Annotated in this window: 14 protein-coding genes; 8 read left to right on the plus strand and 6 right to left on the minus strand. The window is 72.7% G+C overall.

Translation table 11 applies throughout. The features are described from left to right. The coding region (locus IE312_RS43305; protein WP_229900828.1) for an AAA family ATPase at window positions 1-831 on the minus strand (831 nt) is incomplete at its 3' end. Window positions 832-1,023: 192 nt separating this feature from the next. Here IE312_RS43305 and IE312_RS35375 point away from each other — a divergent pair. Then, window positions 1,024-2,049 (plus strand): ATP-dependent 6-phosphofructokinase, encoded by a 1,026-nt coding sequence (locus IE312_RS35375; RefSeq protein ID WP_189986389.1) that lies wholly within the window; start codon window positions 1,024-1,026, stop codon window positions 2,047-2,049. An 18-nt stretch (window positions 2,050-2,067) separates the two neighbouring features. On the opposite strand, the gene IE312_RS35380 is transcribed toward IE312_RS35375, so the two are convergent. After that, window positions 2,068-2,763, minus strand: a complete 696-nt coding sequence (locus tag IE312_RS35380; protein WP_189986391.1) for a helix-turn-helix domain-containing protein — start codon at window positions 2,761-2,763, stop codon at window positions 2,068-2,070. A 128-nt stretch (window positions 2,764-2,891) separates the two neighbouring features. Beyond that, window positions 2,892-3,770 (minus strand): 5'-methylthioadenosine/S-adenosylhomocysteine nucleosidase family protein, encoded by an 879-nt coding sequence (locus IE312_RS35385; RefSeq protein WP_189986393.1) that lies wholly within the window; start codon window positions 3,768-3,770, stop codon window positions 2,892-2,894. 28 nt (window positions 3,771-3,798) lie between these two features. Between IE312_RS35385 and IE312_RS35390 the strand changes: the two genes are divergently transcribed. Beyond that, a complete protein-coding gene (locus IE312_RS35390; RefSeq protein WP_189986394.1) occupies window positions 3,799-4,356 on the plus strand; it encodes a hypothetical protein in 558 nt (185 codons plus the stop codon). A gap of 45 nt (window positions 4,357-4,401) precedes the next feature. On the opposite strand, the gene IE312_RS35395 is transcribed toward IE312_RS35390, so the two are convergent. Next, on the minus strand, window positions 4,402-5,094 hold the full coding sequence (locus IE312_RS35395; protein WP_189986396.1) for a response regulator: 693 nt from the start codon (window positions 5,092-5,094) through the stop codon (window positions 4,402-4,404). Continuing rightward, window positions 5,091-6,719, minus strand: a complete 1,629-nt coding sequence (locus IE312_RS35400; RefSeq protein WP_189986397.1) for a sensor histidine kinase — start codon at window positions 6,717-6,719, stop codon at window positions 5,091-5,093. Before IE312_RS35400 ends, IE312_RS35395 begins: the two co-directional genes overlap by 4 nt. 154 nt (window positions 6,720-6,873) lie before the next feature. Here IE312_RS35400 and IE312_RS35405 point away from each other — a divergent pair, with 154 nt between their 5' ends. Next, window positions 6,874-8,262 carry a cation:dicarboxylate symporter family transporter gene (locus tag IE312_RS35405; protein ID WP_189986398.1) on the plus strand — a complete coding sequence of 463 codons (1,389 nt, stop codon included), beginning with the start codon at window positions 6,874-6,876 and terminating at the stop codon, window positions 8,260-8,262. Between the two features lie 123 nt (window positions 8,263-8,385). On the opposite strand, the gene IE312_RS35410 is transcribed toward IE312_RS35405, so the two are convergent. Further along, window positions 8,386-9,000 carry a TetR/AcrR family transcriptional regulator gene (locus IE312_RS35410; RefSeq protein WP_189986400.1) on the minus strand — a complete coding sequence of 205 codons (615 nt, stop codon included), beginning with the start codon at window positions 8,998-9,000 and terminating at the stop codon, window positions 8,386-8,388. A 128-nt stretch (window positions 9,001-9,128) separates the two neighbouring features. On the opposite strand from IE312_RS35410, the gene IE312_RS35415 reads away from it, so the two are divergent. From IE312_RS35415 to IE312_RS43310, 5 genes are all read left to right on the plus strand, one after another. After that, window positions 9,129-10,802 (plus strand): MFS transporter, encoded by a 1,674-nt coding sequence (locus IE312_RS35415; protein ID WP_189986402.1) that lies wholly within the window; start codon window positions 9,129-9,131, stop codon window positions 10,800-10,802. Between the two features lie 138 nt (window positions 10,803-10,940). Continuing rightward, on the plus strand, window positions 10,941-11,708 hold the full coding sequence (locus tag IE312_RS35420; RefSeq protein WP_189986404.1) for a DUF2127 domain-containing protein: 768 nt from the start codon (window positions 10,941-10,943) through the stop codon (window positions 11,706-11,708). 61 nt (window positions 11,709-11,769) lie between these two features. Continuing rightward, window positions 11,770-12,198 carry a MerR family transcriptional regulator gene (locus tag IE312_RS35425; protein WP_189986406.1) on the plus strand — a complete coding sequence of 143 codons (429 nt, stop codon included), beginning with the start codon at window positions 11,770-11,772 and terminating at the stop codon, window positions 12,196-12,198. Between the two features lie 14 nt (window positions 12,199-12,212). Continuing rightward, entirely contained in the window at window positions 12,213-12,527 is a 315-nt protein-coding gene (gene trxA / locus IE312_RS35430; RefSeq protein WP_189986416.1) for a thioredoxin, read from the plus strand. Between the two features lie 178 nt (window positions 12,528-12,705). Then, a partial coding sequence (locus IE312_RS43310; RefSeq protein WP_368860041.1) for a HelD family protein occupies window positions 12,706-14,083 on the plus strand: 1,378 nt, incomplete at its 3' end.

A 14,083-nucleotide genomic window follows, 5' to 3' on the forward strand; every position in this document is an offset into this window, starting at 1 on the left:
TATCGGCGGGGTGCCGGCGCTGTGCGCGGCCAGCGAGCCGACGACCAGGTCGGCGCGGTCGCCCGGGGTGACGACCAGGCAGCCCGGGGTCAGGGCGCTCAGGAAGTTCGGCAGCATCGCGCCGCCGAAGACGAAGTCCAGCGCGTCCCGGGCGAGCCCGGAGTCGTCGCCGAGCAGCACCTTGGCGCCGAGGGCCTGGGCGATCTGCGCGACTGTCGGCGCGGACAGCGCCGGCTCGTCGGGCAGCACGTACGTCGGCACCGGCAGCCGGCTGGCGAGCCGCCCGGCGATCTCGTCGCGGTCCTCGCGGGCGACCCGGTTGGCGACCATGGCCAGCACGTCGCAGCCGAGGCCGTCGTAGGCGCGGTAGGCGTTGCGGGTCTCGGCGAGCACGGACGCGGCGGACTGCCTGCGGCCGCCGACCACCGGGATCACGGAGGCGCCGAACTCGTTGGCGAGCCGGGCGTTCAGGGACAGCTCGTCCGGCAGCTGGGTGCCGGCGTAGTCGGTGCCGAGGACGAGGACGACGTCGTAGTCCCGGGCCACCAGGTGGAAGCGGTCGACGAGGGCGGAGACCAGCTCGTCGGTGCCCTGCTCGGCCTGGAGCGCGGAGGCCCGGTGGTAGTCCATGCCGTAGACGGTCGCCGGGTCCTGGGAGAGGCGGTAGCGCGCCCGCAGCAACTCGAACAGCCGATCGGGGCCGTCGTGGACGAGCGGACGGAAGACCCCCACCCGGTCGACCTGCCGGGTCAGGAGTTCCATGACTCCCAGCTCCACGACCTGGCGGCCGTCACCGCGGTCGATCCCGGTCACGTACACGCTGCGCGTCACGTGTCCACTCCGTTCCTCTTGTCGCTCGCGTCGCCTCTTCGGCATAAAAATCGCCCACCAAGGTGAGCTGAACCCTCTTGACAATACCCCTGCCGCCGGATAAGGCGCCCGTCAAGACTTCACCTGCCCGGCGGACGTGAAAGAATCGACAGCGGCTCACCGGCACCGACAGCGAGCAGGAGACACAGCACGATGCGCATCGGAGTTCTCACCGCAGGCGGCGACTGCCCCGGCCTGAACGCCGTGATCCGGTCGGTCGTGCACCGGGCGGTGGCGCAGTACGGCGACGAGGTCATCGGCTTCGAGGACGGCTACCGGGGTCTGCTGGACCGCCACTACCGCGCCCTCGACCTGGACGCGGTCAGCGGCATCCTGGCCCGCGGCGGCACCATCCTCGGCTCCTCCCGCCTGGAGCGCGACCGGCTGCGCGAGGCCTGCGAGGGCGCCGCCGACATGGTCGAGGAATTCGGCATCGACGCGCTGATCCCGATCGGCGGCGAGGGCACGCTGACCGCGGCCCGCATGCTCTCCGACGCCGGCCTCCCCGTCGTCGGCGTCCCGAAGACCATCGACAACGACATCTCCTCCACCGACCGCACCTTCGGCTTCGACACCGCCGTCGGCGTGGCCGCCGAGGCCATGGACCGGCTGAAGACCACGGCCGAGTCCCACCAGCGCGTGATGGTCGTCGAGGTCATGGGCCGGCACGCCGGCTGGATCGCCCTGGAGTCCGGCATGGCCGCCGGCGCCCACGGCATCTGTCTGCCCGAACGGCCCTTCGACCCCGCCGACCTGGTCAAGATGGTCGAGGAGCGGTTCGCCCGCGGCAAGAAGTTCGCCGTCATCTGCGTCGCCGAGGGCGCCCACCCCGCCGAGGGCTCCATGGACTACGGCAAGGGCGAGATCGACCAGTACGGCCACGAGCGCTTCCAGGGCATCGGCACCGCCCTCGCCTACGAGCTGGAGCGTCGCCTGGGCAAGGAGGCCAAGCCGGTCATCCTCGGCCACGTCCAGCGCGGCGGCGTCCCCACCCCGTACGACCGCGTCCTCGCCACCCGGTTCGGCTGGCACGCCGTCGAGGCCGCGCACCGCGGCGAGTTCGGCCGGATGACCGCGCTGCGCGGCACCGACATCGTCATGGTGCCGCTCGCGGAGGCGGTCACCGAGCTGAAGACGGTGCCCAAGGACCGGATGGACGAGGCCGAGTCGGTCTTCTAGTCCACTGGTCCGCAGCCGTCAGCTCCGCTTCCTCACCGCCGCCCAGAAGTTCTCCACGATCCGGTCGAGGAACTCCCGCCCGGACTCGCTGGCGCTCCTGCTGCCGCCGCCCCAGCTGAGGGTGGCGGCCATGAGCCCCTGGTAGTCCTCGTGCAGCTCCCGCAGCGCCCCGTCGAGGACGTCCGGATCCAGCGGCACCAGTTTGCGCACCGGCCGCCCGTAGGCCTGCCAGCGCGTGGTCACCGCGCTGCGCAGCAGCTCGGCGAGCCTGGCCTCGCGGCCGGTGACGGCGACGAAGTCGGGCAGGGCGAGATCGAGCACCCGGGCCAGCGCGGCCGACTGGCGCTCGTCGCCCCGCCACCGCCCGCTCTCCTCCATGCGCAGGTACGACCGCACGTCCACGCCGACGGCACGGGCGACGTCCTCGGCCGCCACGGCGCGGGCGGCGCGGTGCTCGCGCAGCGTCCGCGGCCGGCCGAACAGTTCCCCCGGGGAACACCACAGCACGCCCGCCAGCGCGGTCAGTTCGGGGTGGCTGGGGGCCGCCGTGCCGCGTTCCCAGGCGGTCACCAGGTCGGGGGTCACGTAGGGCAGTCCGTACGACACCCGCATGGCGTGGGCGACGTGCTCGGGGCCCATGCCGAGCGCGGCGCGCAGCCTGCGGGCGGCCGGAGCGTTGAAGGGGGGAGCTGAGGGTTGGCGCACCCGGCACAAGCTAGGGGCCCGTTCGTCCGGTGGCTACGGTCCGTTCCGCCAGGACCACGGATCGTGCGAAAGCACAGTTCCGGCCGTTCGGTATGCACCCGGACGGAACACCCCGGGACGGGGCCGCGGGCGCGCTCCTACCGGTCTCCGGTCCGCTTGCCGGTGACGGGGCCGTGGAAGATCCCGCCCCGGAAGTCGATGTGGTCGCCCCGGTACGTCGCTTCGGGTCCCCCCTGCGAGCCACCGGGCCCGCCGCCACCGGGGTGGCCGCCCCCCGGGTGGCCGCTCCCGGGGTGGTACTTGCGCAGCACCGCCGCGGCGACGGCGGCGGCCTGGGCCGCCGCCCGCACCTGTGAGCCGCCCGCGTCGGCCGCCGCCTTCCCGGCGTCGGCATGGTCGCTGATGCCACGGACGACGAGGGCGTCCCGGCCCTCCAGGTGGGCCGCGTGGGCCGCCCCCGAGCCCTCCGTCTCGACCGCGACGGCGTCGTTGTACCGCTCACGGACGTGCCGGGCGGCCTCGGACTCCGCGTCGGCGAGCACCAGGTCCCCCGTGGCGATCGGCTTGAAGTGGACCCGGACGCCGGGCATGTCCCGTACGGCGGCACGTGCGGCGGAGAGCAGCGCGTGGGAGCCGTGCCAGGCCTCCGGCCGGTCCAGCAGCCCCTCGGGGGTGACCTTGCCCCCGTGGATGCCGTACACCTTCGTGCCCACCACCACGTCCCCCAGGCCGATGTCCTCCTTGAGGCCGCCGGCCACACCGACGAAGAGGACCGCCCGGGGGCGCAGCCAGCCCACGAGGGAGGAAGTGAGCGCGGCGGTGGTGCGGGAGCCCTCGCCCAGTTCGGCGGCGGCCACCCGGCACGCCGTACCGCGCAGGCGGCCCACCTCCACATAGGTCCCGTTGCCGGGATGGGACCGTTCCTCGCGGTCCTCGATGTACGCCCGTACGGCCGCGTACTCCAGCGCGAGCGCGGTCAGGACCAGCACGGTGGATCGGGTCTCCGGCACACTCATAAGGTACTGCCGGGGGGAAGGGGCGCACGTGCCGGAACGAGACGTCACCGTGGGGCAGTTGCTGCTCAGCGAGTACCAGACCCTGAAGGACGAGCAGAAGACCCGCATCGGCTTCCGGGACAACCTGCTGTACGTCACCCTCACGGTGGTGGCGGCCGTCATCGCCGCCGCGGCGCAGGCAAGGCAGCCGGCGATGCTGCTCGCGCTGCCGCCGGTGTGTGTGGTGCTGGGCTGGACGTACCTGGTCAACGACCAGAAGATCTCGGCGATCGGGGCGTACGTCCGGGCCGAGCTGGCGCCCCGGCTCGCCGCGCTGGCCCGGGCCGAGGGCGGTGAGGTCTTCCGCTGGGAGGCCGCGCACCGGCGGGACGCCCGGCGCCTCTCCCGGAAGATCGTGCAGTGCGTGGTCGACCTGCTGGCCTTCTGCGTCGTGCCGTCGAGCGCGCTCGTCGTCTTCTGGGCGGGCGGTGACGTCCCGGCCGGGCTGGTGGCCGTGTCCGTGCTGGAGGCGGCCGCGGTCACGGGGCTGGGCGTGTGCGTCGTGCAGTACGCCGTGCCGTTCGGGGCGGGGGACGCGGACGGGTGAGCGGTGCCGCCGGCGTGCGGGACGCGGTGCCCGCGCCGGAAGTCCTCAGCGCCCCTGAGACACCCACCGGTACACCAGCTCCGGCCGTCCCACCTGGCCGTACAGCGGACTGCGCCCGGCCCGGCCGGCGTCCACCAGATGCTCCAGGTACCGGCGCGCGGTGATGCGCGAGATGCCCACGGCCTCGGCCACCCCGGCCGCGGTGAGCCCCTCGGGGGCCTCCCGCAGGGTGGACGTCACCCGTTCCAGCGTCGGTCCGCTCAGGCCCTTCGGCAGGGCCGCCGGGGTCGGGGCGCGCAGGGCCGCCAGGGCGCGGTCCACCTCGTCCTGGCCGCTCGCCTCGCCCACCGCCGCGTGGAACTCGGCGTAGCGCACCAGCCGGTCCCTCAGCGTCGCGAACGTGAACGGTTTCAGGACGTACTGGACGACGCCCAGGGAGACCCCTTCCCGCACCACCGTCAGGTCCCGTGCCGACGTCACCGCTATCACGTCGGCGTGATAGCCGGCGGCGCGCAGGGACCGGGCGAGCTGCAGGCCGTGTCCGTCCGGCAGATGCAGATCGAGCAGCAGCAGGTCCACCACCGTGCGGTCCAGGATCCGCCGTGCCTCCGCACCCGTGTGCGCCTTCCCGACCGCGACGAACCCCGGTACCCGGCCGACGTACATCACGTGTGCGTCGGCGGCCACCGGATCGTCCTCGACGACGAGGACGCGGATGGGCTGCCGCTCGCCCGTCATCCGCTGCCGCCCAGGGGTGTGCGCAACGGCAACCGCACCTCGAACACCGCTCCGCCCTCGCCGTCCTCGTCGGACTCCGTCACCGTCAGGGTGCCCTCGTGGCGGTGGACCGCCTGCCGGACCAGGGCCAGCCCGAGTCCCCGCCCGCCGGGCCCGGCCGGCTTGGTGGAGAACCCCCGCTGGAATACCAGGCCGGCGTGGTCCGGGTCGACCCCCGGACCGGTGTCCGAGACGCGGAGCACCACCTCGGCGGCCGTAGCGTACGCCGTCACCGTCACCCGCGCCCGCACGCTGCCCTGCGCCGCGTCCACCGCGTTGTCGATCAGGTTGCCGAGGATCGTCACCAGGTCGCGGGCGGACAGGCTCTCCGGCAGCAGCCCGTCGTCCAGCCGGCTGTCCGGCGAGACCACCAGTTCCACGCCCCGTTCGTTGGCCTGCGCGGTCTTGCCCAGCAGCAGCGCGGCCAGCACCGGCTCGCGCACCGCGGCCACCACCTGGTCGGTCAGGGCCTGCGCCAGCTCCAGCTCGGCCGTGGCGAACGCCACGGCCTCCTCGGCCCGGCCCAGCTCGATCAGGGAGACCACCGTGTGCAGCCGGTTCGCCGCCTCGTGCGCCTGGGAGCGCAGGGCCTGGGTGAAGCCGCGCTCGGAGTCCAGTTCGCCCATCAGGGACTGCAGCTCGGTCACGTCGCGGAGGGTCACGACCGTGCCGCGCCGCTCGCCCCCGGACACCGGGGAGGTGTTCACCACCAGCACCCGGGACTCCGTCAGGTGCACCTCGTCCACCCGGGGCTCGGCGGACAGCAGGGCGCCGGTCAGCGGGGCGGGAAGGCCCAGGCCGGCCACCGAGCGGCCGATCGCCTCCTCCTCGGGGCCGACGCCCAGGAGTTCCCGGCCGCCGTCGTTGATCAGTGCCACCCGGTACTGGCCGTCCAGCATCAGCAGCCCTTCCCGGACGGCGTGCAGCGCCGCCTGGTGGTAGTCGTGCATGTGGCTGAGCTCGGTGGCGTTCATGCCGTGGGTGTGGCGGCGCAGCCGGGCGTTGATGACGTAGGTGCCGACCGCGCCGAGCAGCAGGGTCCCGCCGGCCACCGCGAGCAGGGCCGCCACCTGGTCCTGGACCCGGGCGCTGATCGTCTCCACCTTGATGCCGGCGCTGACCAGGCCGACGATCCGGCCGTGGTCCGTGATGGGGGTCACCGCGCGCACGGACGCGCCGAGGGTGCCGGTGTAGGTCTCGGTGAAGGTGCGGCCGCGCTGGGCGGGGCCGATGTTGCCGAGGAAGCGCCTGCCGATCTGGTCGCGGTCGGGGTGGGTCCAGCGGATGCCGGACGGGTTCATGATCGTGACGAAGTCGACGTTCGCGTCCCGCATGACCTGGAGGGCGTACGGCTCCAGCCGGGCCGTGGGGTCGGCGGTGCGGATCGCCGCGCGGACCGAGGGGGAGTCGGCGATCGACCGGGCCACCGCCGTGGCCTGCCGGGCGGCGGCGTCCTCGGCCTGCCGCTGGTCGCTGACGTAGGTGAACAGCGCGTACCCGGCCACGACCACCGCGATCAGCACGGCCTGCATGGCGAACAGCTGGCCGGCCAGGCTGCGGGGCCGGGGGAGGGCGGGCAGACGCATGCCAGCAGTGTGCCTCTCCGGTCGAGCGTGAACTAAATGAACGGAAGGGTGACCGCCCTCACAGGCCGGGAGATAGTCACGGCATTCCCCAAAACGCCCGGACGTGAGCCGCACGCCGGTAGTTACGCCGACGAAGACGTCAAGGAGGGCAGTCGTGGCCGCCAGCACCCCCGATACGGCACCTGCCGCAGCCCGCGTGAAGCGGGACCGGACCCACTACCTGTACATCGCCGTCATCGCGGCGGTCGCGCTCGGCATCGCCGTGGGCCTGATCTGGCCCGACGCCGCGGTGGAGCTGAAGCCGCTGGGCACCGGATTCGTGAACCTGATCAAGATGATGATCTCGCCGATCATCTTCTGCACGATCGTGCTCGGCATCGGATCCGTGCGCAAGGCCGCCAAGGTCGGCGCCGTCGGCGGCATCGCGCTCGGCTACTTCCTCGTGATGTCACTCGTCGCGCTCGCCATCGGTCTCGTCGTCGGCAACGTGCTGCACCCCGGCGACGGGCTGCACCTCACCGACGCGATCAAGGCGACCGGGCACAGCCAGGTCTCGCCCGACGCGCTGCCGCCGGTGGACTTCGTCCTGTCGATCATCCCGACCACGTTCGTGTCCGCCTTCACCGAGGGCCAGGTACTGCAGACCCTGCTCGTGGCCCTGCTCGCCGGGTTCGCGCTGCAGGCGATGGGCTCGGCCGGACAGCCGGTGCTGCGCGGCATCGAGCACATCCAGCGGCTGGTCTTCCGCATCCTGTCCATGGTGATGTGGGCCGCGCCCGTCGGCGCGTTCGGCGCGATCGCGGCCGTGGTCGGCTCCGCGGGCATCGACGCGCTCAAGAGCCTCGCCGTGCTGATGCTCGGCTTCTACGTCACCTGCTTCCTGTTCGTCTTCGTCGTGCTCGGCGCGCTGCTGCGGATCGTCGCGGGCCTGAACGTCTTCTCCCTGTTCAAGTACCTCGGCCGCGAGTTCCTGCTGATCCTGTCGACGTCCTCGTCGGAGTCCGCGCTGCCGCGCCTGATCGCCAAGATGGAGCACCTGGGCGTCAGCCGGCCGGTCGTCGGCATCACCGTGCCGACCGGGTACTCCTTCAACCTCGACGGCACGATGATCTACATGACCATGGCGTCGCTGTACATCGCGGACGCGCTGGGTACGCCCATGTCGGTCGGCGAGCAGATCCCGCTGCTGCTGTTCCTGCTGCTGGCGTCCAAGGGCGCGGCCGGCGTCAGCGGCGCCGGGCTGGCCACCCTGGCCGGCGGTCTGCAGTCGCACAAGCCGGCGCTGGTCGACGGCGTCGGACTGATCGTGGGCATCGACCGGTTCATGAGCGAGGCGCGCGCCCTGACGAACTTCGCGGGCAACGCGGTCGCGACGGTCCTGGTGGGCACGTGGACCAAGGAGATCGACACGGTCCGGGTGCACCAGGTGCTCGCCGGTGAGCTGCCCTTCGACGAGACCACGCTGCTGGACGAGAACCGGTCCGGGGCGGCCGCGGTCCCCGAGGCGCAGGAGGACGGCGAGAAGGAGCTCGCCAAGGCCTGAGCCGGCCCTCGAACTCCGGACGTCCGGCCCCGCCTGAACCCGGGCCGGGCGTCCGGCCCCGCCGCCGGGCGGCCGAGTCCTCCCCCGTGACTCGGCCGCCCGGCTTCCGCGGGTCCGTCGGGACTACGACACCCCGGCCACCAGCTCGGTGGCCCGTGAGGCGGGTACGCCCGCCGCGGTCAGCACGGCGACCGTGGCGGAGCGGCCCGCCTCCTGCGCTGCCAGGAGGCCGTCGTTCACCGCCTCCATCACCGCGAACAGCATCTGCTCGTGGACGTACGCGAGGGCCGGCGCCGGCAGCGGCGAGGCGAAGACACCCTCGTCCAGACCGCGCTGGAGCAGACGGACCTTGTTCTCGCGCAGCGGCGCCAGGCGGTCGCGGATGCCCTGCACGGTGACCGTGCGCTGGGCCAGGGCGATCAGCAGCCGGTAGCGGTCGGCGACCGGCCACAGGGCGAGCACCGAGCGGGCCACCGACTCCGCCGGGTCGCTGACGCCGGCGCGGGCGTGCGCGTCCGCGTCCGCCAGCGCCTGCACCGCCTCGTCCACCAGGGTGCTGATGAGCGCTTCCCGGCTGGGGAAATGCCCGTAGACCGTGCGCCGTACGACGCCCGCGGCGCGCGCGATCTGGTCCATGGAGGCGTCGGGATCGCGCAGCAGTTCGGTCAGGGCGACGTCGAGGATGCGGCGCCGGTTGGCGTCGGCGCGGCTGGTGCTACCCGTGGTCATGGCGGTCATTGTGCCTCCCCGGGGACTCCCGGACTCGACTTGCACAGTGCTGTGCAACGACGTACATTGCACATGGTTGTGCAATTGCATGCCGTTGTCCACGTTCCGTCGCGTACCCGAGGAAGGCCACCCCTGCCATGCGACTCGTCATGACCGAACCGGTCGACAGGACGGACCGCCCCTACGCCCGGCGCTGGTGGGCGCTCCTGGTGCTCTGCCTGAGCCTGCTGATCATCGTGATGGCGAACACCGCCCTCACCGTCGCGGCGCCCGACATGACCCGGGACCTCGGGCTCTCCAGCGCCGACCTGCAGTGGGTGATCGACGGCTACACCGTCCCCTACGCGGCGCTGATGCTGCTGCTCGGCGCGATCGGCGACAAGTACAGCCGGCGCGGCGCGCTCGTCCTCGGCCTGCTGGTCTTCGGCGGCGGGGCCGTCTTCGGCTACCTCGCCGACACCTCCGCGACCGTCATCGCGGCCCGGGCCGTGATGGGCGTCGGTGCCGCCCTGATCATGCCGGCCACGCTCTCCCTGCTCGCCGCGACCTTCCCGCGCGCCGAGCGGGCCAAGGCGATCACGCTGTGGACCGCCACCGCGGGGCTGGCCATCGCCGCCGGACCGGTGGTCGCCGGCGCCCTGCTGCGCGACCACGGCTGGGCCTCCACCTTCCTGATCAACGTGCCCGTCGCCGCCGTCGCCATCGTCGGCGCCTTCGTCCTCGTACCGCCCTCCAAGGCCGGCCACCACGACCGCATCGACTACGTCGGCGGCCTGCTGTCGGTGCTGTGGACCGGCGCGCTCGTCTACATGATCATCGAGGGCCCGCACTTCGGCTGGCACGCCAAGGCCGTCGGGGCGGCCGTCGTCGCCGGGGCCGGCCTGATCGCGTTCGTCCTGTGGGAGCTGCGCCACCCGCGCCCCATCCTGGACGTGCGCCGCTTCGCCAGCCGCCGGTTCGCCGGCTCCAACCTGGCCGTCGCCCTGTTCTTCCTCGCCGTCTTCGGCGCCTTCTACTACCTCACCCAGCACCTGCAGTTCGTCCTCGGCTACGACGCCCTGGAGACCGGTGTGCGCATGCTGCCGCTCGCCGGCGCCGTCTTCGCCGGCTCGGCGCTGACCGGGTACCTCACCCCGCGCGTCGGCATGAAGTGGACCGTCAGCGCCGGCATGGTCGCCGGTACGACCGCCCTCGCCCTGCTCACCCGGGTGGACGCCGGCTCCACGTACGGCGACTTCGTGGCGCCCCTGGTCATCCTGGGCCTCGCCATCGGCCTGGCCCTCTCGCCCTGCACCGACGCCATCATGGGCTCCTTCCCGGAGTCCGAGCTGGGTGTCGGCGGCGCCGTCAACGACACCTCGCTGGAGCTGGGCGGCTCGCTCGGCATCGCCCTGCTCGGCTCGCTGCTCGCCACCTCCTACGGCGACCACCTCGCCGACGCCACCGCCGGCAGCAAGCTCCCGGCGAGCGCCCTGGACACCGCGCAGGACTCGGTCGGCGCCGGGTACGCCGTCGCGCAGGGCATCGGCGAGCAGGCGCGGCAGGCCGCCGCGCGGGCCCAGCAGGCCGGTGACCCGCAGCAGGCCGCGCAGCTCAAGCAGCAGGCCGGTGAGCTGGCGGCCGGCGCCCGGCAGATGGCCGACGCGGTCGGCTCCGCCTTCTCCGACGCGGTCGCCCACACCAGCCTGGTCGGCGCGGTGATCCTCGGCGTCGGCACGGTCCTGGTGGCCGTCCTGCTGCCGCGCCGCGAGGCGGACGCACCGCAGCCGGAGGCCGAGAAGAAGGAACTGGCCGACAGCACGGCCGGCTGAGCGCAGCGCGCCCCCATTCGTGACCGTGCCGTTCCGGACCAACCGGAACGGCACGTTCGCATCTGGCGTCCGTACAGGTGGCGCCCGTACCCCTGGCGCCCGTGAGGACGAATCGGCCGAGGTGTGGAGGCACGGGGGATGACGATCGACTGGGACCGGCGGACCTGTGCGCGCAAGGGCCATGTGACCTACGCGCCCGACGACCCCCGGCTGCGGATCCGGCTGCACGCCCAGACCGCGCTCGGCGAGGTCTGGCGGTGCCTGCGCTGCGGTGACTTCGCGCTCGGCGAGCCGCACGGGTCGGGGCCGGCCGCCGAGGCGCCGCTGGTGCCGCGCGGCAAGGTGATCCGGGACCTGTTCGTCCTGCGCTTCCTCGCCGTCGAGCGGGCCGTGCGCGGGGTGTTCATCGTGCTCGTCGCGGCCGCGGTGTGGAAGTTCAGCAACAGCCAGGACGCCGTCCGCCGCCTGTTCGACGAGTACCTGGACGTCTTCCGCCCGGTCTTCCGGCACTTCCACTACGACCTCGACCACTCACCGGTCGTCGGCTCGGTGCAGAAGGCGTTCGGCTACCGGCACTCCACCCTGCTCCTGGTGGCCGCCCTGCTGGTGGCCTACGCGCTGGTCGAGCTGATCGAGGCGGTCGGCCTGTGGTACGCCAAGCGCTGGGCGGAGTACCTGACGGTGGTCGCCACGGCGGCCTTCCTGCCGCTGGAGGTCTACGAACTCACCGAGCACATCAGCTGGCTCAAGATCGCGACCCTCGTGCTGAACATCCTCGCCGTCCTCTACATCGCCCTCACCAAGCGGCTGTTCGGCCTGCGCGGCGGACGCCGCAAGTTCGACGAGGAGCGGCGCAGCGCGTCCCTGCTGGAGGTGGAGGAATCGGCGGGCCTGGCGCACGTCTAGCCGCACGGCGCGGGCCGCCGGCCTTGCCTTGACGCCGACGTCAACCCCTACCGTCGTAGTCATGCGCATCGGCGAGCTGGCCGCACGGGCCGGGACCACGACACGCACCCTGCGGTACTACGAGGCCCGGGGGCTGCTGCCGGCCCGGCGTGACGGCAACGGACACCGTACCTATGACGAGGACGACCTCAGACTGCTGCGGCAGATCCGCACGCTGCAGGACTTCGGGTTCGACCTGGAGGAGACCCGGCCGTTCGTGGAGTGCCTGCGTGCCGGGCACCCCGAGGGCGACTCCTGCCCGGCCTCGCTCGTGGTCTACCGGCGCAAGCTGGCCGAGCTGGACGCGCTCATCGGCCAGCTGACGGCGGTCCGCGAGTCGGTCGCGGGGCAGCTGGCGCGGGCCGAGCGGGCGCGGGACGAACTGGCCGTCGAGGCGCTGGCTCCGGGAGGTCCGGAGCCGCTGTGCGAACTGGGAGGGCGTGAGCGGTGACGAAGGCGGCAGGTGTGCCCGAGGTGGGGGACGCGGACTTCGAGACGGAGGTGCTGGCGTCGGAACTGCCGGTGCTGGTGGAGTTCACGGCGGACTGGTGTCCGCCGTGCCGGCAGATGGCGCCGGTGCTGAGCGCCCTCGCCGACGAGGAGGGGGAGCGGCTCAAGGTCGTCCAGCTGAACGTGGACCACAACCCGGGGACCACGAACGCGTACAAGGTGCTGTCGATGCCCACGTTCATGGTGTTCCGGGACGGTGAGCCCGTGCGGTCGATGGTGGGGGCGCGGCCCAAGCGGCGCCTCCTGGAGGAGCTGGCCGACGTGCTGTAAAGCGGCCCCGCCCGCAGAAAATCCCCCGAGCAATTGCGCTCGGGGGATTCCTGTGCGTATATTCAATGATTCGCGACTTCATTTCTGCGATGAATCGCCGGTCGCGAATGATGTTTACTGAGCACAGTATATCCGGGCGGGAGCGGAATTGTCAAACACCGAATTTCCAGACGATGAAATCCGGCGCGAGCAGGAATTCATCGACGGACTGTACGCGCGCGTGGACGTGCTGCGCGGCGAGGCCGAATCCTCCGTCGCCGACGCCCTCGCCCAGGGCGACAAGCCCATGCAGGCCCGGCTGGAGCGGGACATCCTGGTCGCCGAGCGCTCCGGACTGCTCGCCGCGCTGAACGCCGTGGACGGCTCGCTCTGCTTCGGCCGCATCGACCTCACCGACGGCACCGAGCACCACATCGGCCGGATCGGGCTGCGCGAGGACGACACCGAGCACACCCCGGTCCTCATCGACTGGCGGGCCGACGTCGCCCGTCCCTTCTACCTGGCCACCGGCCACACCCCGATGGGCCTGCGCCGCCGCCGGCACATCGCCTCCGAGGGCCGTACCGTCACCTCCCTGCACGACGAGATCCTCGACCTCGGCGACGCCACCCGCACCGGGCACGAGGACCCCAGCGGCGACGCCGTCCTGCTGGCCGCCCTGAACTCGGCCCGCACCGGCCGGATGAGCGACATCGTGCAGACCATCCAGGCCGACCAGGACCGCATCATCCGGGCGCCGCACCGGGGCGTGCTGGTCGTGGAGGGCGGCCCCGGCACCGGCAAGACCGCGGTCGCCCTGCACCGCGCCGCCTACCTGCTGTACGAGCACCGGGAACTGCTGGCCCGCCGGGCGGTCCTCATCGTCGGCCCGAACCCGGCCTTCCTCGGCTACATCGGCGAGGTGCTGCCCTCCCTCGGCGAGACCGGCGTCCTGCTCGCCACCGTCGGCGAGCTGTTCCCCGGCGTACGGGCCACCGCCGCCGACACCCCCGAGGCCGCCGCCGTCAAGGGCCGCGCCGGCATGGCCGACGTGCTCGCCGCCGTCGTACGCGACCGGCAGGCGCTGCCCGACCCGGTCATCGCGATCGAGCACGACCGCGAGGTGCTCCTGCTGGACGACGGCCTGGTGCGCGTCGCCCGTGAGCGCACCCGCGCCGCCAAGCTGCCGCACAACGCGGCCCGCGAGCACTTCGAGGGGCACATCCTCAACACGCTCACCGACCTGTACGCCGAACGCGTGGGCACCGACCCCTACGACGGCGGCAGCCTGCTCGACGCCTCCGACATCACCCAGATCCGCGACGAACTCGCCGAGAACCCCGAGGTGTGGGACGCCATCGACCAGCTGTGGCCCCGGATCACCCCGCAGCGGCTGGTCGCCGACTTCCTCGCCGCACCGGACGGCCACCTCCCGCAGGAGGACGCCGACGCGGTCCGCCGTCCGGTGACCCGCGCCTGGACCGTCGCCGACGTGCCCCTGCTGGACGAGGCCGCCGAACTGCTCGGCGAGGACGACCGGGTGGCCCGGGCCCGCGCCGAACGCGAGCGCGAGACCC

The sequence above is a fragment of the Streptomyces capoamus genome, assembly GCF_014654935.1.
Lineage (GTDB): Bacteria > Actinomycetota > Actinomycetes > Streptomycetales > Streptomycetaceae > Streptomyces > Streptomyces capoamus.